Source organism: Thermus sp. FJN-A (genome assembly GCF_054655095.1).
The window spans coordinates 1-471 of record NZ_BAAHSC010000025.1 but is presented as its reverse complement, the minus strand read 5'-3'; the positions used below and the strand labels follow the sequence as shown (position 1 = coordinate 471).

The window sequence follows — 471 nt, the reverse complement described above, 5'->3', positions numbered from 1 at the left end:
GTAGGAGTGGCGGAGCTTATGGGGGGTGATGCGTTGCCAGTCCTTGAGCCCCGCCCGCCTGGCCACCCGCTTCACCATGGCCTCCACCGCCCGGGCGGAGAAGGGCTTTCCCCGGTTGGGCCCCGTGGTGTGGCTCCAGATGTAGGGGCTCGTGGGGTGGCCCTCGAGGTTCCGGTGCCGCAGCCACTGGTGCAGGGCCCGCTGGGCCGTGGGCGAGAGGACCACCATCCGCTCCGTCCCCCCCTTCCCCTGGACCCGGATGGCGTGGGGGACGCCGTCCTGATAGGTGAGGTCGGCGTAGGTCAGGGCCAGGGCCTCGGAGAGGCGGAGGCCTGTGCCGTAGAGGAAGGCGAGGAGGGCCCAGTCCCGGAGGGCCACCCGGGGGGAGCGGTTCTGGTAGGCCGCCTGGAGGAGGCGGGCCACCTCGGGCGGGGTGAGGTAGACGGGGAGCCTCCGGGGGAGCTTGGGCCG

At 73.0% G+C, this 471-nt stretch carries 1 protein-coding gene; it reads right to left on the bottom strand.

Annotated elements, in window-relative coordinates; translation table 11 throughout:
* On the bottom strand, positions 1-471 hold a 471-nt coding region (locus ACYQ0J_RS00120; RefSeq protein WP_460170218.1), incomplete at both ends, for a tyrosine-type recombinase/integrase.